A 24,570-nucleotide genomic window follows, 5' to 3' on the forward strand; every position below is an offset into this window, starting at 1 on the left:
AAGCTATCATGTCTAATAACTGCTTTCATTGCCTTGAAAGTGTACCATCTGGTTTTAGCGCGACTGTTGTTATAGACGCAAGCGCACAACCGATGTGTTGCATTGGCTGTCAAACCGTTGCCGAGACAATTGTTGCTCAAGGTATGACAGATTATTATAAATTCAGAACCGTACGCGCTGGTAAAGTCGAACAGCTAGTACCAGAGCAATTAGCATTTATTAGCAGTTACGATAATCCAGATATTCAAGACGAGTTTATTTCTCAAACCAACGACATCAGTGAAGTGTTATTGACCGTTGAAGGGATCACTTGTGCCGCCTGTGCATGGTTGATTGAAAGGCAGCTGTTAAATATACCCGCAATCAAACGCGTTGACGTAAATACATCAACAAACCGTGCGATGATCCAATGGCATAAAGATCAGACACCACTAAGCGACATTATCAAATCGTTATTAGAAATTGGCTACAAGGCCTACCCGTTTCAAGTCGATATTGAAGCAAGTCAAAAGCAGCTAGTTGCCAAATCGTACATTCGCAGGCTCGGCGTAGCAGGCTTAATGACAATGCAAGTGATGATGTTTGCTTTCGCCATGTACTTTGGCATGTTTTCTGGCATGGAAGAAAGCTTTGAACAGTATTTTCGATGGATCAGCTTAATACTCGCTTCACCGGTTATTTTATACAGTGCTATGCCCTTTTTAACCAATGCAATTAATGGCTTAAAAGCCAAGCAGTTAAACATGGATCTTCCTGTATCCCTGGCTATTTTTGGCGCATATGGCGCAAGTAGTTACGCCACAGTGATGGCCGTGGGCGAAGTGTATTTTGAATCAATTTGTATGTTCACCTTCTTATTATTGCTAGGTAAATATTTAGAGTTTAGGGCTCGACTGAAAGCCAGTGAGTTTACTGCTAACTTACAAAAGTTATTACCACTTACAGCCCGTACTTTGGATGAAAACGGCCACGAACATATTATTGCAGCTAAAAAATTAAAACTCGGTGACCGAGTCTTAATTAAAGCCGGAGAAACAATTCCTGCAGATGGTGTTATTTGCTCTGGTAGCACCACCGTTGATGAAGCAATGATGACAGGTGAGCATTTACCAGTTAGTAAGTACATTGATCATCAAGTTTTTGCCGGTACCGTGAATCATGATGGTGTAATTGAAATCCTTATCAATAAAATTGGTCAAAATACTCTTTTAAACCAAATAATTAAATTGCAGCACAGTGCGCTTGCCACCCGTCCTAAACTGGTGGAAATCACCGACAAAGTGGCACAGTGGTTTGTTGCCTGCTTGCTGGTATTTGCCTCACTTACCGCCATCGGCTGGTATCAAGTTGACCCTGAACATGCCTTTTGGATCACCATTGCGGTCCTTGTTGCAACTTGCCCATGTGCGCTAAGTTTAGCAATTCCAACCGCCTTAACCTGCGCGGTGGCTACCTTAACCCGCAAAGGAATACTCATTAAGCAGTCTCATGTGCTAGAAACACTACCACAATTAACGCGCGTTGCTTTTGATAAAACAGGCACGTTAACACAGGGGCGTTTTAGCCTAGATGCTGTGGACTTATTAGCAAATTCTTTATCTAAAAAACAGATTTTGGCTCTTGTAGCACAACTTGAAAGTTACTCCGAACACCCTATTGCGACTGCATTTAATGAGTTCACACCCACACAGCGCGACTTAACGAATATTAAAATTCATCCTGGCTGTGGCATCACCGGTGAAGATGACAATCATAACTATGCAATTGGTAAAAGTGGTTGGTTCAACAGTAAAAAAAGTAATGCTCAAGCAACGTTCTACATTGATCAACAACCGGTTGCTAATTTTTACTTTGTAGATGAAGTAAAAAGTAATGCTGCAAACTTAATTACCTCTTTACAACAGCAAGGCTTAACCTGCCACATGCTAACTGGGGACGCCTCAAATGCAGGGCAACAAATTGCTAAGAAGCTCAAACTTGATAGCTTTAAAGTAGGCTGTCTACCAGAGGATAAACAAAGCGAAGTGAAGCTGTGGTCAAGCCAAGGTGAAATTGTTGCCATGGTAGGAGATGGTGTCAACGACAGTCCAGTGTTTAATAGCGCGCATTTATCTATCGCAATGGAAACCGGCGCTGATATTTCCAAAAACACCGCCGATGTGGTATTACTCAATAGTGATTTAGCCGCTATAGAGCATTTATTGACGGTATCGAAAAAAACACGCCGAATAATAAAGCAAAATTTAGCGCTTTCATTGCTCTATAATGGTTCAATCTTACCGCTTGCGGCATTAGGCCTAGTTGCACCTTGGATGGCTGTGATTGGGATGTCTGCCAGTTCCATCATTGTGATCAGTAACTCACTAAGGTTATTAAAATTATGAGTATAATTTATATTCTAGTTCCAATTGCTATTTTATTTGTACTGATCGCGATTGGAGTGTTTTTTTGGGCCGTTCGCGGTGAACAATTTTCAGATTTAAACAAACAAGGTCATAGCATTTTGTTTGAAGATGATAAAGAGCAGCACAAAAAAAGTAATGATTGACCCCTTATTTGTCAGCGCTTTTATCATGGGCCTTATTGGCAGCGGACATTGCATAGCAATGTGTGGTGGTATTGCCAGCTCCTTACAATTAGCCACAGATAAAACCCGACCATTGCAGTACTCCATTGCGTATAACATCGGTCGTGCCGGCAGTTATATGCTCGCAGGGGCGCTCGTTGCTGGGATCAGCAGCCATTTTGCCACCCAAAGTCATTGGTTCGCGTTAATTTTAGCGTTTTTAAGTGGCCTGTTTATGATTTTGGTTGGCTTGTATATCATGCGGTTAGGCGCAAGCTTACAATGGCTGGAATCGCTAGGGAAAACCTTGGTGTGGCAGCACTTGGTAAAACTAAATCGTTTTATAATGCCAATCAACTCATTACCTAAAGCAATGGCTTATGGCGCATTATGGGGTTGGTTACCCTGTGGTTTAGTTTATTCAGCGCTAACCTGGGCGATGACCAGCAACACAGCCCTTGATGGCGCTCTAGTCATGCTATTTTTCGCGCTTGGTACGTTTCCCGCGATGTTAAGTATCGGCATGGGCGCACAAGTATTACATAAAGTATTAAATCACCCATGGGCACGAATAGCACTGGGCAGTGTACTTATTTGGTACGGGATTTATTTACTTATCATTGCAACTGACAAGCTGCTGCATTAATCTTAACAAATTAATGTGACAACATTTAATGGACTGAACTAATGGATTTATATCAAAACAAAGCCAAAAATAATTGCACAATCAGCTGCAATGACTGCAGCATAAGTCAACTGTGCTTGCCTTTTACCCTCAATGGGCAAGAAATGGATAAACTTGATGAAATCATTGAGCGTAAAAAACCATTACACAAAGGGGATTTTCTTTTTGAATCAGGAGCGCCACTGAACGCTATTTTTGCTGTTCGTTCTGGTTCATTTAAGTCCTACACCCTTTCAGAGCAAGGTGACGAACAAATTACTGGCTTTCACCTCGCAGGAGATTTAATCGGCTTTGATGCAATAAATAAAATGGCACACCAAAGCTTTTCTCAAGCGCTCGAAACCTCAATGGTATGCGAAATTCCATTTGAAACACTCGATGATCTAGCGGGTAAATTACCAAAACTACGCCAGCAGATTATGCGCCTGATGAGCAGTGAAATTAACTACGACCAAGAAATGTTTTTGTCACTGAATAAAAAATCAGCCGAAGAGCGCTTAGCTAGTTTTATCTACAACTTGTCAAATCGCTTTGGCGAACGCGGGTTTTCTCGTAAAGAGTTTCGCTTTACCATGACCCGGGGTGAAATTGGTAATTACCTTGGTTTAACCGTTGAAACGATTAGTCGTTTACTGAGTCGTTTTCAAAAAGCTGCTTTAATAAAAGTGGAAGGTAAATTTATCACTATTCTAGATAGTGATGGGTTATCCGCAGCTGCAGCAATCCACCCAAAATAAACTTGATCTAGCGCAACAAGTTGTTAGCTGTTACTTTAACTACTCACGTTATACGTTACACTCTAGCTATAAAGTAGTTAAAGGAGCAGCTTATGAACACCATCAAACAAATACTCGCCATTATTGATCCAACCGCTGAGTCTCAGCATGGTTTATCTCGCTCTATCGAATTAGCCAAAAAGTCCGGTGCCAGTATCACCGCTTTTATGAGCATTTATGATTTTTCCTATGAGATGACGACCATGCTCTCTGGCGATGAGCGCGAGGCAATGCGCAATGCCGTCGTTAAAGACCGTCAGTTATGGCTGGATGAAATTTTGCAACACTACCCAGACGTCGATATTAAAAGCCAAGTGGTTTGGCATAATCGCACTTATGAAGCGATCATCGATACGGTTATAGACCAACAGTTTGATTTGGTTGTAAAAGGAACTCACCAGCACGATACACTTAAGTCAGTAATTTTTACTCCAACCGATTGGCATTTAATTCGTAAATGCCCAGCTCCGGTATTATTGGTAAAAGAGCACGCTTGGCCTTCGCAGGGTAATATTTTAGCTGCTGTTAACGCTGTAAGTGAAAACCAACAGCACCTTGATTTAAACCATCGTATTATTCAAGATGCGCAGTTTTTATGTGAACTGGCTAACGCAAGCCTTAGTATCGTTAACGCCTATCCTGCGACACCGGTAAACATTGCAATTGAAATCCCTGAGTTTAACCCCAGTATTTATAACGAGTCGGTTAAAAAACACCATATAGAATCGACCCATGAGTTAGCAGCTAGTCATCAAATCGCCCAGCAAAACTGTGTCATAGAAGAAGGTTTACCAGAGGACGTGATCCCTGATGTAGCAAAGCGCCTTAATAGTGAATTAGTGGTGATTGGTACGGTTGGCCGCACTGGATTAAGTGCAGCCTTAGTAGGTAACACCGCAGAGCATGTCATTGACAGCCTTGATTGTGACGTATTAGCCTTAAAACCCGACGGCTATGTGAGCCCGCTGGCAAAAGATTAAATAAATTTTGTTGATTGAAACTTTAGGCATATAATACGCCCCTTTATTTTACCCATAGTTCTAAAGGGGGCGTAATGTCGCATTCTGTTCAAGCCAAAGCTCAACATAGCTTATCTAAGTTACAAAAACGCTTACGTCGTCAAACCGGTCAAGCGGTGATGGACTTCAATATGATTGAAGAAGGCGACCGTATCATGGTGTGCCTCTCTGGTGGAAAAGACAGTTATACTCTACTTGACATGCTGCAGCATTTACAGCGTGTTGCACCTATTAAATTTGATTTGTTTGTTGTTAACCTTGATCAAAAGCAACCAGGCTTTCCTGAACATGTATTGCCAGCATATTTAGACACTCAGAATATTGAATACAAAATTGTTGAAGAAGACACCTACAGTATAGTGACTGATATTATTCCTGAAGGTAAAACAACCTGTTCGCTATGCTCACGCTTACGTCGCGGCATTTTATACCGTACCGCAAATGAAATGGGAGCCACTAAAATCGCCTTAGGTCATCATCGCGACGATATGATCGAAACCCTATTCTTAAATATGTTTTATGGTGGCAAACTGAAAAGCATGCCAGCTAAATTAATGAGCGATAACGGCGAGCACATGGTAATTCGTCCATTAGCCTACTGTAAAGAAACAGATATTGAACAATATGCTATCAGCCAAGCATACCCTATCATTCCATGTAATCTGTGTGGCTCACAAGAAAATCTGCAACGCAAACATACAAAAGCGATGCTTGCACAGTGGGATATTGAGCACCCTGGTCGTATTGAGAGTATTTTTACTGCAATGCAAAATGTTGTGCCTTCGCATCTAGCAGATAATGAGTTATTTGATTTCACCAACTTAAAAACCGGTGAAGTAATTGATGGCGGCGATATTGCGCTTGATAAACCAGACATACCAAAACAACCTGTACTTAACGATGATGAAACAGCTGATGTTGTGACAATTAATTTAAGTTAACAAATTAACTTAAAGAATAACAATGCCGCGTATATCGCGGCATTTTTGTTTTCCGTTGATAAAGTCAGTTACGGCATATCCATCAACGCTTGGCTTTGCTCATCGACCTTAACTTGATAGTTTTCATGCCTTAAACCAAGTAACTGTGGTAACGTTGCAGCAATACAAATTGACGATAATGTTCCCACAACAATTCCTACAAATAGTGCGATAGAAAACCCCTGTAACGGCGCACCAGCCAATAACCACACACTCGCCACTGTTGCAAGAGTAGTCCCTGAGGTGATTAAAGTACGGGTCAAAGTGCTCTTAATTGATTCATTGATCACCGTATTCACGCTAGCTTGTTGTGTTGTGGAATCTAAGCGCAGTAGCTCGCGTACCCTGTCCCCGACAATAATTGAATCATTTAATGAATAACCAATGATTGCCAGTAAACTCGCTAACACGGTTAAGTTAAAATCAAGCTGTAACCATGCAAATAAACCAACTACCACCACCACGTCATGCATTAAAGCCACAACCGATCCCAACGCTAAACGCCACTCAAAGCGTAGCGCTAAATAAACCATCACGGCAACCATTGCCGCAAATAATGCCAAACAGCCTTGTTCAAATAATTCATCGCCAACTTGAGAGCCTAAGTAAGAAGATGACAACACTTCAGCACCCAATGTCTCATCTTGCGTAAGCGTTGCTAACCAAGGCGATGTACTGGCTTGCTCTGCCTCTCTTAACTGGAAGTGCTGGCTAGATTGAGCGCTTAAGGTAAAGTCATCATGGTGATAATAACTAATTTTTTTCGCCAGCTCAGCCTCACTAATTGGCACTGCAGTGGTAAACTCAGTTAAATAGCCACCAGTAAAATCAAGGCCGAAATTCAATCCTTTTGTAGCAACCCCTATTACAGAGAGCAGCACTAGTAGGATAGATAAAACCAACCCCGATAAACGTAAGCGGGTTGTGGTGCTCATTTTTTCATTTGAATTGCTCATGCGCGAGCTCCTCGCTTATTTGCCAATTTTAAATACAAAGTCTGACTCAACGCCTTAGAAACATACACCCCGGTAAATACGCTAGTTATTAGCCCTAACGCCAGCGTAATTGCAAAGCCTTTGATTGGCCCATAGCCAATACCATATAAAATAATTGCCGTGATCATAGTGGTAATATTAGCATCAAAAATTGTCGCAAATGCTTGTTGGTAGCCCTGCTCTATCGCTTGATATGGTGCTCGGCCTTTACGGCGCTCTTCTTTGATCCGCTCAAAAATAATAACATTAGTATCAACAGCCATACCGATTGTCAGTACCAGCCCGGCTATGCCCGGTAAAGTTAGCACCACGCCAGGCAGCAGTGACATTAATCCTACTAAAGCTGTTAAATTCAATAATAAGGCAATATTTGCCACCAGCCCTAAACGGCGATACCACAGCGCCATAAAGGCTAATGTAATACCCATTCCCAACATTAAGGCCGCGAGCCCATTATGTATGTTATCTGCACCCAAGCTTGGCCCAATGGTTTGTTCTTGTACGATTGTCACCGGCGCAGTTAATGAACCTGCACGTAATAGCAATGCTAAATCCTGCGCCGCTTGTGGGCTTTGCATATTAGTAATACTAAATTGGCTACTCAAATGTTGAGCTATATTGGCAACATTAATCACTTCACTTTTTTTAACTACTTCACCTTTGACATTTTTATAATATTCAGAATACACCGTTGCCATTGGTTTACCGATATTACGTTTGGAAAATGCCGACATCGCCTCGCCACCTTGGCTATCAAGGCTAAGTTGCACTAGCGGCTTGCCCCATTCATCGCGCCCTGCATGGGCATTATTGATGTGTTGTCCCGAAAAAATAGCAATTGGGTCTAAATTCATCGAGCCACCATTTTGCAGGTTAAAGGTTTTTCCGCCGATTTCTTTAAGCTGATAAAAATCAAGCGACGCTGTTGCACCTATAATACGTTTTGCTTCACTTGGATCTTGTACACCGGGTAACTCAATACGAATACGTTGTTTACCTTGGCGCTGGGTAACTGCTTCAGTAATGCCTAATTCTTCGATACGGCCTCTTAAAGTGGTTAAGGTTTGACTCATTACTTCTTTATCAAACGCATTACTACCTTGTTCACTAAAACTAAATGCCACCGTTGTTAAATTACCCTGTGAATGCGCAGTTGCCATTAAACGCTCAAAACGCTTTAGTACATTCGCCTGTACTGCGGCTAAGTCACTTTTAGCAGCAGGCAACGCATGTAATTCAAAACCATGGGCATTTTTTTGTACACGAACACCTCTGGCTTTTTCATCACGAATAATTGTTTTAGTTTGTTCATACGCACTATCAAGTTGCTCTTGTTGCGCTTTCACTAAATCAACATCTAATACAAATAACACACCACCATTAAGATCAAGACCTAATTTTATAGGTGCTAATCCTAAGCTTTGTAACCAATCGGGACTTGTTTGATGCGTGACTATTTTTGCATTCAACGGCTTAAATTCACTTTTTAACGCTTGTTGCGCTGCGGCACTTTTGGTTGGCTCTTGTAGTAACACATTTAATGAAAGGCTGTTTTGCGCCACTTGAATTGATTGCTCAACCAGAAACCCATGTTGATTTAAAAAATCAATAACAGACTTTTGCGAAGGAGTATTCGCTAGTAACTGCTGTGGATGTTGCTGGCTCTGCGTTGTACTCAGATGCAGCCACGATTTTGCTGGATATAAATTTGGTAAGGCACTGATCGCTAATAATACCAGCGCCAAAAACATCGCCATATAGCTTATTTTAAAACGCTGTAGCAGCGGTTTTTTTGATGAATTTTTTAACATATTGCTTCCTTTAAACCAATGCAAGCATCGGTTTCTCGCCTCATAGGCGCAGTAATTTATTTGCTTTAGTTGAATGACTAAAACATCGAAAAAATTAGTAGGAAGAGTTAAATGTAGTAAGTAAGTACTGCACGGTATTGTAAGTTGGCGTCTTTCCAACCACTAATTCGTGATTTTTTACCTTCGTAGGCTACAAACCAAGGTAATGTTATTGGCGGTTCAAGGGGTTGTAAGTAAAGTTGGCGCGCAAGGCTAGGTACAAAAAACTCAAATATTGCCACATAACTTGGCTCAACTTGGCTTTGATACAGAAATAGCGATGAATTACTCGCTGAAAAGCGTGGCTGTAAAGACTCAAACCCCGCGCCTTCTGTTTGTTGATCAGCCGCCGCAATTGGTACCTTCTTGGTAAAAGGGGTGATATCTGATACTGAAGTATCAAATACCTTAACCTCTACAGCACTCAAATCAGATAACATCGCCGACTGAAAAAAAGCGGTAGGCTGGCTCACATTAGCCTCAGCGTTGCTCACAGCATTAGCCTGCACACTAAAAAGTGCAGTAAACAGCAGTAATACAGTAAGGACTAAGCGAAAACGGATCATTTTATTATCTAAATAGTAAGCTGGTATTATAAATGGGGAGTAATTGCCCTATTTCAATAGCTAATTTGCAATTGAACAAAAAAAACCGCAAGTAAAACTACTTACGGCCAAAAATCACAGTCGATAATTAAGCGACTTCAAGTGAGGACATGTCAATGACATAACGATGAGACAAGTCACCTTCTTTTAAGCGTTCAAAAGCCTGATTAATGTCTGCCATATTGATCATCTCTACTTCCGGTAAAATATTATGCAGCGCACAGAAATTAAGAATTTCTTGAGTTTGTGCAATACCACCAATCAAAGAGCCAGCCACGCGGCGACGCCCCAATAATAATGGCACCGAGTTTGATTCAGCCATCTCACCCACTTGTCCGACTAATACTTGAGTACCATCAATATCTAATAGGGGCATATAAGGGGTAAAGTCATGCTTAACTGGAATAGTATTAATGATCACATCAAACTGATTAGCGTATGCTTTCATGGCTTGTTCGTCTTTAGATACCAGTAAACCTTCAGCGCCATATTCCAACGCTTGCTGTTTTTTATCATCTGATCGACTAATAGCTGTCACATGGGCACCCATTGCTGCTGCAATTTTTATCGCCATATGGCCTAACCCACCTAAGCCAATAACGCCAACTCGGCTACCAGGACCGACATTAAAAGTACGTAGCGGCGAATACGTGGTAATACCCGCGCATAAAATTGGCGCACACTTAGCAAGATCAAGTGATTCTGGAACGTTTAAAACAAACTCTTCGCGCACTACAATGTGTTTGGCGTAGCCACCTTTGGTTGATTCACCAGTGATACGATCTTTTCCTGAATAAGTTCCGACCATGCCTTCGCGACAAAATTGCTCTTCGCCTTTGTGGCATTGGTCACACTCAAGGCAGCTATCAACCATACAACCAACTGCTACATTATCGCCAACTTTGTATTTAGTCACTTTGCTGCCAACCTCAGTGACACGACCTACAATCTCATGTCCTGGTAAAATTGGGTAACTGGTGCCACCCCAATCATTATTTACGGTATGAAGATCTGAATGGCACACCCCGCAATATAAGATTTCAATCGCAACATCTTCATCGCGCAAATCGCGTCTTTCAAAATGAAATGGCTCTAATGGCGTATTAGCTTGATGTGCTGCGTATCCGATAGTTTTCATCTGCTTTCCCTTCTATGTTAAAAACTGAGTTTAATTAACCACTCTAAAACATTGTCTTAAGCTGCCTAAACTGTACTATGTGCTGTTAGTAGTATAGCCCTAGATACAAACTGTTAAAGTTTATACTCTAGGTTACTAGAAAAAGTTTAATGCAGACTTAATAGAGTTAGAGAAAATATGCGCGGAATGGGTAAACAAGAAGCAATAAAACATCATGATGCGATGAATTTAAAGCAAAGCATTGTCACCTTGTGGCCTTACTTGGTTGCTTTTAAAGGCCGTGTAACACTTGCAACACTGGCATTGATCGCCGCAAAAGGTGCCACTTTATTGATGCCATGGGCGCTGAAAGAAATAATCGACAGTGTTGATCCAAGTTTACAAAATATAGTCATCGTACCCATAGCTTTACTGTTACTGTATGGCGGACTACGTTTTGCGAGTGTGTTTTTTGGTGAAGTACGTGATGCGTTGTTTGGTCGTGTAACTGAACATGCTATGCGCCATATTGGCCTAAAAGTATTTAATCACCTACACAGCCTTGAGTTGTCGTTTCATCTTGATAGGCAAACTGGCGGCATTAGCCGTGATATAGAGCGTGGCACCAGTGGCTTAAGCTTCTTAATGCGCTTTTTAATGTTCAATATTGTGCCAACTTTATTTGAAATAGCCGTAGTTGCGATTATTTTTGCAACTTTATTTTCGCCGTGGTTTGCCGTAGTTACCCTGCTTGCAGTGGCTTTATATATTACCTTCACGGTTGTTGTAACACAGTGGCGCAACCGCTTTATTCGCGAAGCAAACCAAGCCGATAATAATAGTAACAGCCGTGCTATTGACAGCTTACTTAATTATGAAACCGTTAAATATTTTAATAATGAAAAGCATGAAGCACAAACATATGATGGCTTTTTAGCTAGTTGGGAGCAAGCCCGGCTTAAAAACCGCTTATCGTTGCTTGCCCTTAATTCAGGTCAAGCCTTGATCATAGCAGCAGCGATCACCGCTTTAATGTGGCTTGCTAGTATTGAAGTGGTTAAAGGCACACTCTCTATTGGTGAGTTGGTAATGATCAACGCCTATATGATCCAATTATTTTTACCGCTCAATTTTTTAGGCTTTGTTTATCGAGAAATTCGCCGCGCCTTAACCGACCTTGAAAATATGCTCGGACTATTAACCCGTAAACCACTCATTTCAGATAAAGCAAATGCACAACAGCTCAATATACAACACCCTGATATAGAATTTAAAAACGTTAACTTTGGCTACCATCCATCAAGACCTATCATTAAGCAGCTTAGTTTTTCTATTAAAGCAGGCAGCAAAGTCGCGGTGGTGGGCGCCAGCGGTGCAGGAAAAAGCACCCTAGCCCGTTTACTGTATCGCTTTTATGATATTGACAGCGGTGAAATACATATTGATGGTCAACAACTTACTAGCGTCACACTCAACAGCTTGCGACAAGCGATTGCCATTGTGCCACAAGATACTGTGTTATTTAATACCAGCATTCGCGACAACATTGCTTATGGCCGTCCAGATGCTACAGCACAAGACATTGATAATGCTATTAATATGGCGCATTTACGCAGCTTTATTGATAGTTTAGATAAAGGTGATCAAACCCTCGTTGGTGAACGAGGTTTAAAAGTTTCAGGCGGTGAAAAACAACGCATTGCCATAGCCCGAGCCATTTTAAAACGCTCCCCTATTATCATTTTTGACGAAGCAACATCAGCGCTAGACTCTCATTCCGAGCAAGCAATATTAAAAGCCATGTCTGCACTAGCCTCTAATCATACCAGTTTAGTTATTGCCCATCGCTTATCAACAATAACAGATGCAGATACGATTATTGTGCTCAAAGAGGGCCAGTTGATCGAGCAAGGCAAACATGATGAGTTACTTAAATTCAATGGTGAATATGCGCGCATGTGGGAACTTCAACAAAAAACAGCATAAACATGGAGATTCATCTTCGGCGCGGGATACACACTGTATGCCGCGTAGTTTGTTGTTTCACCTAACTGAGAAGTAATTCACCTCAAAAGTTTGTCTGTTTTTAGGTTATCAATAACAATCTGAGTTAGAAAACGTGCAATAAAAATAATTAAATTACATTCAGGGGAAGTCCAATGAAAAAAACACTTATTGCAGCAACACTTGCTGCCACATTTCTGACCGGCTGTTCAGAGCCTAAAACAACACAAGCGCAACAGCCTAGTACCGAAACCCAGACAGCAAAAGCTGAATTAGGTAGCTTTGGGGTAGATTTAACAGCCCGCAATGAAGCCATAAAACCAGGTGATGACTTTTTCATGTACGCCAGTGGCACATGGTATGACAACTACGTTATGCCTGCCGATAAAACTCGCTACGGTGCATTTGCAGGATTGGCAGAACGTAGCGAAGAGCGTGTTAAGGCAATTATTGAAGAGATCGCAGCCCGTAAAGATTTAAATACTGAAGAAAAGTTAGTTGCCGATTTCTATAACGCGTATATGGATACCGATACCCTTAATAAGCTTGGTGTGTCGCCAATTAAACCACTACTAACGGAAATTAGTAACGTTTCATCAACCGATGATCTAACCAAATTATTTGGCCAATCGTGGTTAACGGGCGTTAACTCGCCTATTGGTGGTGGCATGTGGTTTAACCGCTTAGACCCAAATAAATATGAAATGTCATTAGGCGCTGGCGGCTTAGGTTTACCAGATCGTTCTTACTACCTTGAAGATTCTGAACGTTTTGTTAAAACTCGTACTGCTTATGTAGCCCATATCGCCGACATGCTTAAATTTGCAGGTGTTGACAATACAACTGAACGTGCTGAGGCAATTTTAGCCCTTGAAACCAAAATAGCACAAGGCCACTGGCCACGAGAAAAACGTCGTAACCGCGACCTTACCCTAAATCAAATCGAACGCAGCGAGCTGAGCTCTAGCTACCCTGATTTTAATTGGGATCTGTATTTTGAACAAACAGGATACCAAGTACCACAGTTAAATGTATCGCAACCAGAGCCGATCAAAGCCATGATTGCATTGATCAATCAAGAAGATGTTACTGTATGGAAAGATTACTTAACCTATCACGCACTAAGCTCTAATGCAGAGCTACTGTCTGAAGATGTATTCAATACTAACTTCGCATTTTACGGAAAAGAGCTAAATGGCCAGCAAGAGCCTCGCCCACGCTGGAAACGCGCTATCAGCCAAATGTCGAGCACTGATTCATTAGGTTTTGCCATTGGTAAAGTGTATGTAGCACGCTACTTCCCTGAATCATCAAAACAACAAATGTCAGCATTGGTAGAAAACCTGCGAACAGCTCTGGGCGAACGTATTGACAACCTAGACTGGATGGGAGCAGAAACGAAAGTAAATGCCCGCGCTAAACTCGCTGCGTTTGTGCCTAAAATTGGCTATCCCGATGTATGGCAATCATTTGATGGTTTAAGCATAACTAGCAATGATTTGATGGGCAACATCAAAAATACCCGCGAGTTTTTCCGAGCTGAAAGCGCTGCAAAAGAATTGCAAAAAACCGACCGTAACCGCTGGGGCATGACACCACAACGTGTTAACGCTTACTACAACAGTTCGTTTAACGAAATTGTATTCCCTGCAGCAATTCTACAACCACCATTTTTCGATCCTAATGCCGATCCGGCAGTAAACTATGGTGGCATTGGTGCCGTGATTGGTCATGAAATGGGCCATGGTTTTGACGATCAAGGCTCTAAATCAGATGCTAACGGCGTACAACGTAACTGGTGGACAGATGCCGATCGTGCTGCATTTGATGCCAAAGCCGACCAACTTGCTGCACAATACAGTCAATACGAGCCAATCCCTGGTAACTTCGTTAATGGTCGTAATAGCTTAGGTGAAAACATCGGTGACGTGGGTGGGTTAGCAATGGCTTATCACGCTTACAAACTCAGCCTAAACGGTAAAGAAGCGCCTATTATTGACGGCCTTACGGGCGATCAACGGTTCTTCCTAGCCTGGGCACAAGTATGGAAAGAAAAACGCACTGAGCAAAGCATGTTAAACCAGCTTCGTGGTGGCACACATGCACCCGGTCGCTTTAGAGCACAAGCACCACGTAACCACGATGCTTGGTACAAAGCATTCAATGTACAACCGGGTGATGCCTTGTATTTACCAGAAGATCAACGCGTACGTATTTGGTAATAACCCGATACATTTCGATTGAAAATATAACCCGCAACTGCGGGTTATATTTTTTGTGCTGCTTGCTCACTCAAAGCAACTTTAATTCCCACTGAATTCTGTATTTCCAAGCGAGTTGGGTATAGAATACGGCACTACAAAATTTATACTTTTAAAAACATATTTAAGGCGAAACGCAGATGGGAAGAGCTTACCAAAACAAAAAAGATTCAATGGCTAAGACTGCGGGTGCTAAAACTAAAGTTTACTCAAAGTACGGTAAAGAAATTTATATTTGCGCAAAAAATGGTGGTATTGATCCCGATGGTAACCTATCGCTACGTCGTTTAATTGAACGCGCTAAAAAAGATCAAGTACCAGCACACGTAATTGACCGCGCAATTGATAAAGCCAAAGGCGGCGGCGGTGAAGACTACTCAGCAACTCGTTACGAAGGCTATGGCCCTGGTAACTGCATGATCATTGTTGATTGCTTAACTGACAACAACAAACGTACCTTTGCTGATGTACGTGTATGTTTTACTAAAGCAAACGCTAAAATTGGTGCACAAAACTCGGTATCTCACCTATTTGATCATTTGGCTATTTTTGTATTTGATGGCGATGATGACGAAGCCGTGCTTGAAGCACTAATGATGGCTGACGTTGATGTTACTGACGTAGAAGTTGAAGCCGGCAAAGTCACTGTTTTTGCTCCGCATACTGAGTACAACAACACCCGTACCGCACTTGAAGAAATGGGCGTTACTGAGTTTGATGAAGATTTGATCTCTTTTGTGCCGCAAGTTGAAGCACCAATTGCAGGCGAAGACGTAGAAGTAATGGAACGCTTTTTAGCGATGCTTGAAGATTGTGACGACGTACAAAACGTGTATCACAACGCACAATTTTAATTTTATTGACTAAAATTATGACTAAGGCCAACTTGATTGGCCTTTTTATTTTCTTATTGTTAAACCCCTAAATAAATGGATTTGTATTTTGAATACCGTTGAACAGCTTCGTAGTGGTAAATTAGCTGGCACTAAACGTTTACAGCTAGTTGAAGAGCTAACCACATTCCCAGACGAAATTTTTACCCTTGCAGATACCCTCGAAGTACTCGATTTATCAAATAATAACTTATCTGATTTGCCCGACGAATTTGCTAGTTTAACTAAATTAAAGCGGGTGTTTTTATCATTCAATCAGTTCCAGCATATTCCTGCTGTATTGGCAAAATGCCCTTCCCTTATTATGATTGCATTTAAAGGCAATAAAATCAGTGAATTTGCCGAGCATAGTTTGCCGCTTTCGACACAATGGTTAATTTTAACTGACAACCATATTGAACAATTGCCAGACTCTTTTGGTGAACTTACGCAACTGCGTAAACTTGCCCTTGCTGGTAATCGACTAACGACTTTGCCACACAGCATGCAGCAGTGCCAAGCGCTTGAACTCGTGCGTTTATCTGCGAATAACTTAACTGATGTTAATGACTGGCTGTTTGAATTACCAAAACTCAGTTGGCTGGCTTTTGCAGGCAATGACTTTAATAAAGCACAAAGTTTACAACAAGTTCAATTAGCAGCCATACAACTAAACGAGTTTTCACTTGTTGAAAAAATTGGTGAAGGTGCGTCTGGGATTATTCACTTAGCACAGTGGCAGCACAATAATGTGGCGTTAAAACTGTTTAAAGGCGCGATCACCAGTGATGGCTATCCACTTGATGAAGTAAACTGTTGCTTGCAAGCGGGCGAACATAAAAACCTAATAAACGTTCTCGCCTATATCGATAACCCAGAGCAACTTGGTCTGGTTATGGAGCTTATCAGCAAGGACTATCAAAACCTCGGCTTACCGCCGTCACTTGATACTTGCACCCGCGATACCTTTTTTGAGCATACACAGTTTACTGCTCACGCCATTAAACACATAGCTAAGCAAATGGTCAGCACCCTTGCCCACTTACATATCAACAACGTAAGTCATGGCGATGTATATGCGCACAACACCATGATAAACGATGAATACACAGTATTGTTTGGTGACTTTGGCGCAGCAACTAACTTAGACTCTCTGACCGACTATCAGCGCCAACAAATGCAGCGTATTGAAGTCAGAGCGATTGGCTGCTTAATTGATGATTTACTGAGCGTGTGTTCTGAAGTTACGAGCGATGCAACACAGCTAAGAAAACTTGCTCAACAATGTATGAATGCAGATATGAGCCAACGACCAACTCTTAAAGCACTAATAGAAAAACTATAACTTTTATGCGCGACTCTACCTCTGAGTTGTGCTTTACCGCCTTGCTTTGCTACATAGCTATAAAATAAAACTGAATATAAATAAGCCTTGGTCTACTTATATGGCTTTCGTGTCTGGTATGCTTTTATAATATCAGTAACTTTACTGAGCTTTGGTCAAACTAATTCACCCAAAGCTCAGTTGGTTAATAAAATAGCGTTAATCAAGCGTTATTGTAATGACTTCGTTGGCAAATTCGCTATACACCACAAGGTGTTTTTCAGAAATAGTCTCAAAATGAAAGTCTTTCATTGAATAACTTTCCCATGACACATCAGCTTTGATCAAATACTCTTTATCCGCTGATAGGGCCCACAGTTGCCCCGTAGATTGATTAGATGACGCATCACCTACATAAACCAATAAATAGCCTTGTTCACTCACAATAGGAGTTATTTTTTTAGTATTACTTCGTGCATAACTCGCAATTGTGCGCCATGTTTCATTATAAACTCTGATCGGTTGAGTGGTATTTAACCGTGATTGCAACTGCAATTCTGACTGCTCTGTACCAGCCTTACGTAAATATTTAAGCACGGCATATTTTATCGATGCTGTCTCAACAAAATCACCCGCTAGTAAAGTATCTAAGTCGCCGCCAATCCAATCAGGAGTTATTTGTCTTAACGCGGTTAAATCGAATGCAGTACTTGTCTCTACTTGTTCTCGTGTGAATTTAAACTGTTCAATGCCACTGTCTTGGTTTGTAAATAAGAACTGGTTATTACCATTTTGCCAAATAGTAGCATTGCGTAAATTATTCAATGAAAACACAGCGTCATCGCGCGCACTTGGTATAACGTCCATTACATTTATAAGCAACTGCTCATCAGTACCAAAACCTAGACCAAATGTGATGTCATCATATTCAAAAAATGGTGTATGACTAAATGTACTGATCTGCTTACTCAATACAGTTCTCCCTCGGATCTGAGCATTTATGATCTGTATATACGATTTTGATGAAACTTCATTATTATCTTCAAGCGCTAGATAAAGGTCTTGATTATTTGCAATAAATTCACTTTTCAAAACCCCATCGTTGATTAGGTTAGATACTGCTTTCCATTTACCACTTTGCCAACTATAAACACCATCAGGAAAAGACGTTAACGCAAATAGTTTACCGCCTGAAATAGCTAGACTTGAAGCGTTAATATCATGGATTTTATAATTACCTAATTGGCCATTATCAAAAGAAGCAGAGTGTAATTTGTATTGCGTAGAGGCGCCTTCAGTAATAAACCAAACTTGCTCATCAAACCATAAATATTCAGATTCAATTAACCGCTCTTTGTCGGGGTTATCAAACAATAATTGCTTTTCTTGTTCACTAAACACCAAATACAATTTACGTTTTTCATACACCACAGTATAAGGACGGCAAGCTACTTTAAACTTAAGATTAGAGGAGTCATCAACTTCACAAATCTGTGGCCCGCCAAGCGCTGTAATTTCAGGCTCAATCATTGTAAGTGGTGGAACCGAGACTGGAGAGTCTTTTAACTGAATACTTTGCTCGCCATAACGAATAGTTACAGGGTATGAATAAGGGGTTGTTTGTGCAAAACTCGCCTGAGAAGATACACATTTAACAGCAAGGCTATAATTCAACGTTGTTGTATTGCTCAGCTGTGTGTCGCACGTGATACTTTCTGGTATAGCTAATAAGGTTGGTTGTACAAATGTTTTTGACGTTGCGCTCAGTTCAATAACCTTGTCTGCAGTAAGCTTCGCTTTGTTATCCATCCATGACACTTCAAGTCCTGCGGCAACACCATTGGCTGTTATTTTGAGCGTAAACGTTTGCTCTGAAATAGCAGGTGGCTTTGTGTCTTGACTGTCTCCAGAAGAGCCACCGCATCCACTTGCGGCTAAAATAGATAAGCTCACTAAAAATGATTTAAATTGCAAAATAGAATCCTTGTGTTTAATTAGTTTCAAAAAAGTCGCTAGTAATACATATTCCTTCAGTTATCAATTATTACTACTAGTACCTTTTTTAGCAATATATTTTTTGGTTATTATCTGTCCATACCAATACTCGATAAAATATGACTACTATCGAAAACACTAAATTGAAAGGATTCCCATATCGCGACTATTTTTGCTTTTTAAACGGAAACAGCTGCTGTTTTAACATCCCAGTTGGTACATAGTCCCCGACTACGCCATAAGCTTCTGGCCATTCTTGTTGGCCTTTTACAGCTGTGCCAAAAACATAATCTAACAATGAAAAGTGCGCAGCATAATTACGGTCAATGGCCGCTTTATCTGAAGAGTGATGCCAATGATGAAACTGTGGCGTAACCAATAAATATTTCAACCAACCAAATTTCACCCGTACATTGGCATGGTTAAATACCGCCTGAAAACCCACGATTATCACATATAAGCTGATCACTTGTTGCGAAAAACCCAGCACGAAAATAGGCGTAAGTACTAAACTGCGCGTCACTAAAATCTCTAAAATGTGCTGGCGAGAGCCTGCAAGCCAGTCCATTTCTTTTGCACTGTGATGAATACCATGAAAACGCCATAAATAAGGCACTTCATGATAAGCACGGTGTACAAAGTACTGCATCAAATCAGCGACTAAAATAATTAACAGCACTTGCAATATAAAAGGTAATTGACTGATGTAGCCCTGCACAGTGCTTGACACTGCCCAACCAAAACCATAGTGCACAAAGTGATTAGTCACTAATAACACAAACCCAATAATCAAATGGTTAACAAAAAAGTGGTTTAGATCACCGCGCCATTCACTGCGTAATATCTTTTGTTCTTTGCGGTGCGGTAACAGCTTTTCAATGAGAATAAATATTAAGGTTGAACCCAATAAATCTAATATAAACCAGTCTAGGCCTATATAGGGTGTGTTATCAGCAAAATCATTCACCTCGACATTAGGGCCGCCAAACGCAATGGCCAGCACAATAAAAAACCACGCAGTTGCACCTAAACGTTTATTTTTGTTACGTACAAAGTTAAGTAATCCCAAACTACCGGCCACGATAAGCGCACCAAACATCAGTTGACGTAAAAATTCTACACTGTAGCTCTTTCTCAGTTCCGGTGTGGTTAAATATTCTGGAAAATGAAAGGCGAGCACGCCTAAACAAGACAGCATCGCTAAAAAGCAGCCGATATAACCGCTAATATTACCTTCACCTATTTGTAGGTGGTTAGTACGGAACAGGTGAGTTTTTAGAGTATTTTTCATTAGTAATTCCTTTTATACCAATCGTGTTAAGTTACTGACCATTTATAGCGACAGATAAATACAGTGATAACAAGGCGTAAATTTTGACATGTAGTTGTTCTACATGAAAATCATAACGCAGTTAGCGCTTTATTTAGCTCGCTAGAATGGTTAAATATTTAAGTCGATTGGTATTAAAACAGCTCGCAGAATACCATATCTACAGCCCAGCGCTAGACACAAAAAAGCCGCGATAGTCGCGGCTTGGTTGGATAAAGCTAAATTTTTACGTAGTACTTATTACAAGTACTGACCTAACGCTTTAACTTGGTCTAACATACGGTTTGAGAAACCCCATTCGTTATCGTACCAAGCCATCACTTTAACTAGTTTGCCATCAGCTTTCGTTTGCGTAGAATCAAAGATTGACGACGCTGGGTTATGGTTAAAGTCAATAGAAACAAGCGGTAGCTCGTTGTATTGTAAAATATCTTTCATGGAACCAACAGATGCTGCTTTCATGATTTCATTGATTTCTGTAGCAGTTGTTTCACGCTTTGTAATAAACGTAAAATCAACCAATGATACGTTGATTGTAGGTACACGAACTGACATACCATCAAGTTTACCAGCAAGCTCAGGTAACACTAAACCAACCGCTTTAGCAGCACCAGTTTTAGTTGGGATCATTGACTGCGTTGCACTTCGCGCTCGATACAGATCAGGATGATAAACGTCTGACAAGTTTTGGTCATTAGTGTAAGCATGGATTGTCGTCATGCTACCTTGCTCAATACCGACTGTATCGTTAATTGCTTTGGCAATTGGTGCTAAACAGTTAGTTGTACATGAAGCATTAGAAATAATGTTGCTATCTGCAGTGATCACATCACTGTTTACACCGTGAACAACAGTTGCATCTAAATCAGTACCAGGGGCTGAAACGATTACTTTTTTCGCGCCCGCTGTAATATGTTTTGCAGCATCTTCACGCTTAGTGAAAAAACCCGTACATTCTAAAACGATATCAACGTTTAATGCTTTCCATGGTAGGTTAGCTGGATCGCGTTCTTGGGTAAGAGTAATAACGTCGTCGCCAATCAGCATGGTGTTATCAGCAAGCGTTACTTTATGAGAAAATTGCCCATGCACTGAATCATATTGTGTTAAATGTGCATTAACATTAGCGGGTGCTAAGTCGTTAATTGCGACAATTTTAATTTCATTATTTTGTGCAGACTCATAAAGCGCGCGTAGAACATTGCGACCGATACGGCCATAGCCATTAATTGCTACATTAATCATTTCAAAACTCCACTTAAATTATTTAACTTCACTTGCTTGGCGAGCAAGCGCTTCAATGCCTTGCCAGTCTTTATTTTCAATTAGTTGTTTATCTAGCATCCAGGTACCACCAACACAAATAACATTGCTAAGTGCTAAGTAACTTGGTGCTGTTGCTAGGCTAATGCCACCGGTTGGACAAAATGTTACTTGTGGTAATGGCCCACCAATCGATTTAAGCATTGCTGTTCCACCTGCAGCTTCTGCTGGAAAGAACTTTAAAAACTTAAATCCGTGACTGGCTAATTTCATCACTTCACTTGGCGTTGCGGCGCCCGGTAGAAATGGAATATCAGTGCCTTTTGCCAGTGCTAAAAGTTCATCATTTACGCCTGGGCTCACCATAAAATCAGCACCTGCGGCAACTGATGCATCAAAGCTTGCTTTATCTACCACAGTCCCGGTGCCAACATAGGCTTCTGGTACTTCGGCTTTCATTAGCTTTACAGCTTCTGCAGCAATCGGTGTACGCAGTGTAATTTCAAGTGCTTTTAGACCGCCGTTATATAGCGCTCTTGCTAGTGGCGCTGCATCTTCTAAATTATCAATTACCACCACTGGCACTACCGGTGCCGATGATAATATTTTTTCTATGCTCATAGTGTGTTCCTCATACCCAGTTTGGCGAATTATTATTCTATTCCAAAGGCGCTAGCGCCCATGTCTGCGCTACTTACGATATTTCTAAATCCGGTGAACAACTCTCGGCCCGTACCAAACGTTAAGCTAGGTACGCTAAGTTGTAATTCACGTTGTGCTAATTCTTCATCACTTACATGTACTCTTAAGATACCTGCTGGTGCATCAAGAGTAATTAAATCACCTTCCTGAATCTTAGCAATAATGCCGCCTTCAACAGCCTCTGGTGCTAAGTGGATTGCCGCTGGCACTTTACCTGATGCGCCTGACATACGACCATCAGTTACGATCGCTACTTTGTAACCTTCATCTTGCAAGGTTGCCATTACTGGCGTGAGCTTATGCAGCTCTGGCATGCCTTTGGCTTTTGGACCTTGCTCTTTCAGTACAGCAATAAAGTCTTGGTTTAGCTCACCGCGTGTATAGGCTTCTTGTAATGCACTTTGTGAAGCAAAAACTTTTGCTGGTGCTGTAACAACTTGATGTTCAACTGCAACCGCAGACACTTTGATCACGGCTTTACCTAAGTTACCAGTTAGTAACTGTAAGCCACCTTGTTTACTGAATGGGTTGTCAATTGGACGAAGCACATCTTCGTCTAATGAATTCTCTGGACACGGTACCCATTTAACTTTGCTTGGGCCTGTTGCGCTCGTCATGATCAGGTTACTGTCAGTATCTAAACGTGGTTCTTGGGTATACGCCTCGAGACCTTCGCCAACAATGGTTTTAACGTCATTGTGCAAGAACCCTGCACCAACGAGTTCTCTCATAAGGAAACCCATGCCGCCGGCTGCTTGGAAATGATTTACATCAGCAGAACCATTTGGATAAATACGTGTTAGCAGTGGCACCACTTCTGATAAATCCGACATATCTTTCCATGTCAGCTCAACGCCTGCCGCTTTGGCAATTGCCACTAAGTGAATTGCATGATTCGTAGAGCCACCCGTTGCTAACAAACCAACTAAACCATTAATAATGGTTTTTTCAGTTACAACATCCGCTAAGCAATTAGCATCTTTACTTTGAATCAATTGTTTAAGCATGGTTTCTACCGCATTACCGGTTAAACCATCACGCAATTCTGTATATGGATTGATGAACGAGCTACCAGGAAGGTGCAAGCCCATAATTTCCATCAACATTTGGTTACTGTTTGCAGTACCGTAAAACGTACAAGTACCCGCGCTGTGATAAGACGCACTCTCCGCTTCTAAAAGCTCATCACGGCTTACTAAGCCTTGAGCAAACTTTTGACGAATACGGGCTTTTTCTTTATTTGGAATGCCTGACTGCATCGGGCCTGCTGGCAAAAAGTACACCGGTAGATGACCAAATGATAAAGCACCAATTAATAGACCAGGGACAATTTTGTCACACACACCTAAGCAAAATACGCCATCAAACACATCGTGTGATAATGAAATAGCTGTCGACATCGCAATTACATCACGAGAAAAAAGTGATAACTCCATGCCATCACGGCCCTGTGTTACGCCATCACACATGGCTGGCACGCCGCCTGCAACTTGAGCTGTGGCATCGTACTTTGTAGCAATGTCTTTAATTAAATCTGGATAATCTTTGTATGGCACGTGCGCAGATAGCATATCGTTATATGAATTGATAATCGCTAAGTTTGGTTGCTCATCAGCTTTTAAACGTGCTTTATCATCACTGCTACACGCAGCCATAACATGGGCGATATTGCCACAACCTAAACCAGAACGAACTCTTGTTTGTTTTTTTGCATGATTGATGCGTTCTAAATAGGCTTGGCGAGTAGCTTTACTGCGTTCAATGACGCGTTCGGTGACTTCTTGAATACGAGGATGTAACATAAAATTCGACTCATCTCTAAGGTTAGAGGATAAAGGCTCAGTGGCAAGTGCATACTCCACGAATGAACTTGCACTGAGCATCTTTGATTTACCCGTTCAAAGGTATACGTTGGCAGGTTGTCTCTCACAATCAACCTGACACCGGTGTCACTGTATTAACGCATGACTGTGACACCGGTGTCAACCCTATCCTATAAATTTAGTTTAAATATTTTAAATGACCAAATAATGAACGAAAATAATTTTTCATAAGGGGATCTAGCTTGGTCGCTAAATTGTGTTGCTGGAGTGCTAGAAAATGTGAGGAGTTTTTACTTTAATTTATTGATTATAATATCTTTTTATAATCTAAATGATATCAATCGTAAGTACCTATGAGCGGATAAAAAAACCCAGATAGCAACAACATGCAGACTACTTTGTT

The 24,570-nt window shown here is 41.2% G+C and carries 19 protein-coding genes; 10 read left to right on the forward strand and 9 right to left on the reverse strand.

The window, feature by feature from the left end:
- The first annotated feature begins 8 nt into the window (after positions 1–8).
- From H5203_RS04295 to ttcA, 6 genes are all read left to right on the forward strand, one after another.
- Positions 9–2,384 carry a heavy metal translocating P-type ATPase gene (locus H5203_RS04295; RefSeq protein ID WP_145233506.1) on the forward strand — a complete coding sequence of 792 codons (2,376 nt, stop codon included), beginning with the start codon at positions 9–11 and terminating at the stop codon, positions 2,382–2,384.
- Positions 2,381–2,548, forward strand: a complete 168-nt coding sequence (ccoS, locus tag H5203_RS04300) for a cbb3-type cytochrome oxidase assembly protein CcoS (RefSeq protein ID WP_145233504.1) — start codon at positions 2,381–2,383, stop codon at positions 2,546–2,548. The genes H5203_RS04295 and ccoS overlap by 4 nt, the downstream gene beginning before the upstream one ends.
- Positions 2,541–3,212: a sulfite exporter TauE/SafE family protein gene (locus tag H5203_RS04305; protein ID WP_182731415.1), complete on the forward strand. Its 672-nt coding sequence runs from the start codon at positions 2,541–2,543 to the stop codon at positions 3,210–3,212. The genes ccoS and H5203_RS04305 overlap by 8 nt, the downstream gene beginning before the upstream one ends.
- Positions 3,213–3,253: 41 nt before the next feature.
- Entirely contained in the window at positions 3,254–3,988 is a 735-nt protein-coding gene (locus H5203_RS04310; protein WP_145233499.1) for an FNR family transcription factor, read from the forward strand.
- A gap of 92 nt (positions 3,989–4,080) precedes the next feature.
- The gene (uspE, locus tag H5203_RS04315; RefSeq protein ID WP_145233497.1) at positions 4,081–5,007 is read left to right on the forward strand and encodes a universal stress protein UspE; all 927 of its coding nucleotides are present in this window, start codon (positions 4,081–4,083) and stop codon (positions 5,005–5,007) included.
- A gap of 74 nt (positions 5,008–5,081) precedes the next feature.
- Positions 5,082–5,987, forward strand: a complete 906-nt coding sequence (gene ttcA, locus H5203_RS04320) for a tRNA 2-thiocytidine(32) synthetase TtcA (protein ID WP_145233494.1) — start codon at positions 5,082–5,084, stop codon at positions 5,985–5,987.
- A 68-nt stretch (positions 5,988–6,055) separates the two neighbouring features.
- Here ttcA and secF read toward each other — a convergent pair whose 3' ends face one another.
- The 4 genes from secF to H5203_RS04340 all read right to left on the reverse strand — a co-directional run bounded on the left by secF (position 6,056) and on the right by H5203_RS04340 (position 10,614).
- Positions 6,056–6,982 carry a protein translocase subunit SecF gene (gene secF / locus H5203_RS04325; protein ID WP_145233492.1) on the reverse strand — a complete coding sequence of 309 codons (927 nt, stop codon included), beginning with the start codon at positions 6,980–6,982 and terminating at the stop codon, positions 6,056–6,058.
- Positions 6,979–8,832, reverse strand: coding sequence for a protein translocase subunit SecD (gene secD, locus H5203_RS04330; protein WP_145233490.1), 1,854 nt, complete (start codon positions 8,830–8,832; stop codon positions 6,979–6,981). The genes secF and secD overlap by 4 nt, the downstream gene beginning before the upstream one ends.
- Before the next feature lie 107 nt (positions 8,833–8,939).
- Positions 8,940–9,437, reverse strand: a complete 498-nt coding sequence (locus H5203_RS04335) for a hypothetical protein (protein WP_145233488.1) — start codon at positions 9,435–9,437, stop codon at positions 8,940–8,942.
- Between the two features lie 127 nt (positions 9,438–9,564).
- A complete protein-coding gene (locus H5203_RS04340; protein ID WP_145233486.1) occupies positions 9,565–10,614 on the reverse strand; it encodes an NAD(P)-dependent alcohol dehydrogenase in 1,050 nt (349 codons plus the stop codon).
- A gap of 222 nt (positions 10,615–10,836) precedes the next feature.
- Between H5203_RS04340 and H5203_RS04345 the strand changes: the two genes are divergently transcribed.
- The 4 genes from H5203_RS04345 (at position 10,837) to H5203_RS04360 (ending at position 17,075) form a co-directional block, all read left to right on the forward strand.
- Positions 10,837–12,579, forward strand: coding sequence for an ABC transporter ATP-binding protein/permease (locus tag H5203_RS04345; protein ID WP_182819421.1), 1,743 nt, complete (start codon positions 10,837–10,839; stop codon positions 12,577–12,579).
- 173 nt (positions 12,580–12,752) lie between these two features.
- On the forward strand, positions 12,753–14,819 hold the full coding sequence (locus H5203_RS04350) for a M13 family metallopeptidase (RefSeq protein ID WP_182819413.1): 2,067 nt from the start codon (positions 12,753–12,755) through the stop codon (positions 14,817–14,819).
- 179 nt (positions 14,820–14,998) lie between these two features.
- Positions 14,999–15,712: a YebC/PmpR family DNA-binding transcriptional regulator gene (locus H5203_RS04355; protein ID WP_145233481.1), complete on the forward strand. Its 714-nt coding sequence runs from the start codon at positions 14,999–15,001 to the stop codon at positions 15,710–15,712.
- Between the two features lie 88 nt (positions 15,713–15,800).
- Positions 15,801–17,075 (forward strand): leucine-rich repeat-containing protein kinase family protein, encoded by a 1,275-nt coding sequence (locus tag H5203_RS04360; protein ID WP_182757656.1) that lies wholly within the window; start codon positions 15,801–15,803, stop codon positions 17,073–17,075.
- Positions 17,076–17,273: 198 nt separating this feature from the next.
- Here the strand turns inward: H5203_RS04360 and H5203_RS04365 are convergent, their stop codons facing one another.
- The 5 genes from H5203_RS04365 to edd all read right to left on the reverse strand — a co-directional run bounded on the left by H5203_RS04365 (position 17,274) and on the right by edd (position 24,146).
- Positions 17,274–19,028, reverse strand: a complete 1,755-nt coding sequence (locus tag H5203_RS04365; protein WP_182819414.1) for a hypothetical protein — start codon at positions 19,026–19,028, stop codon at positions 17,274–17,276.
- Positions 19,029–19,215: 187 nt separating this feature from the next.
- The gene (locus H5203_RS04370; RefSeq protein ID WP_182760035.1) at positions 19,216–20,340 is read right to left on the reverse strand and encodes a sterol desaturase family protein; all 1,125 of its coding nucleotides are present in this window, start codon (positions 20,338–20,340) and stop codon (positions 19,216–19,218) included.
- A 279-nt stretch (positions 20,341–20,619) separates the two neighbouring features.
- Positions 20,620–21,624 carry a type I glyceraldehyde-3-phosphate dehydrogenase gene (gene gap, locus H5203_RS04375; protein ID WP_145233472.1) on the reverse strand — a complete coding sequence of 335 codons (1,005 nt, stop codon included), beginning with the start codon at positions 21,622–21,624 and terminating at the stop codon, positions 20,620–20,622.
- A gap of 18 nt (positions 21,625–21,642) precedes the next feature.
- Positions 21,643–22,263 carry a bifunctional 4-hydroxy-2-oxoglutarate aldolase/2-dehydro-3-deoxy-phosphogluconate aldolase gene (eda, locus tag H5203_RS04380; RefSeq protein ID WP_182819415.1) on the reverse strand — a complete coding sequence of 207 codons (621 nt, stop codon included), beginning with the start codon at positions 22,261–22,263 and terminating at the stop codon, positions 21,643–21,645.
- Between the two features lie 32 nt (positions 22,264–22,295).
- The gene (gene edd / locus H5203_RS04385; RefSeq protein WP_182757652.1) at positions 22,296–24,146 is read right to left on the reverse strand and encodes a phosphogluconate dehydratase; all 1,851 of its coding nucleotides are present in this window, start codon (positions 24,144–24,146) and stop codon (positions 22,296–22,298) included.
- Positions 24,147–24,570: the final 424 nt, after the last annotated feature.

The sequence above is a fragment of the Pseudoalteromonas sp. SG41-1 genome (assembly GCF_014164575.1).
GTDB lineage: Bacteria > Pseudomonadota > Gammaproteobacteria > Enterobacterales > Alteromonadaceae > Pseudoalteromonas > Pseudoalteromonas rhizosphaerae.